The following is a 504-nucleotide window of genomic DNA, read 5'->3' on the forward strand; positions in this document are numbered from 1 at the left end:
GTTTCCGGCAACGTGGTGATGGCCGAGCGCAGGCCGAGCGCAGGATTGCGGAATGGGCTGCTCACCACGGTCGCGCGCGGCGCGGCGGGCTTTTGTGGCGCAGGGGTGGGAGCGGGGTTGGGTACACCGGCCCGGGCCGGCGACACCGGCGCCGGCTTCGCGGCTGGCGGCGGCATCACGGGCGCCGGTTTGGCGGGCGCGGCCTTCACAGCGCCGGGCGAATCGGCGTGATGCAGCCAGATCTCGCCCGGTTGCGGCGGCGACTGGCGCGTGCGCGGGGGCGGCTGCCATGCGGGCTGCTTGCGTGCGGAGACGGCTTCGATCTGCTTGGTGCGCGGGGGCGTGGGGCTCCAGCCGGCGGCGCTATGGGTAGGCAGGGACGTGGTTTCCCAACGGTCCAGCCCCTCGCGGCCAGCGGCCATCGACGGCGACGCTGCCGCGCCAGCGAATGCGCCGGCATCGGACCGGGACTCGGGTCGTGCGGCGGGACGTGCCGGCTGACGC

1 pseudogene is annotated in these 504 nt (G+C 75.2%); it reads right to left on the reverse strand.

The features are described from left to right. Positions 1–422, reverse strand: a pseudogene (locus AC1DCP_RS26360) (hypothetical protein); the annotation flags it as partial. Positions 423–504 lie beyond the last annotated feature (82 nt).

Source organism: Agrobacterium sp. 10T429 (genome assembly GCF_056393925.1).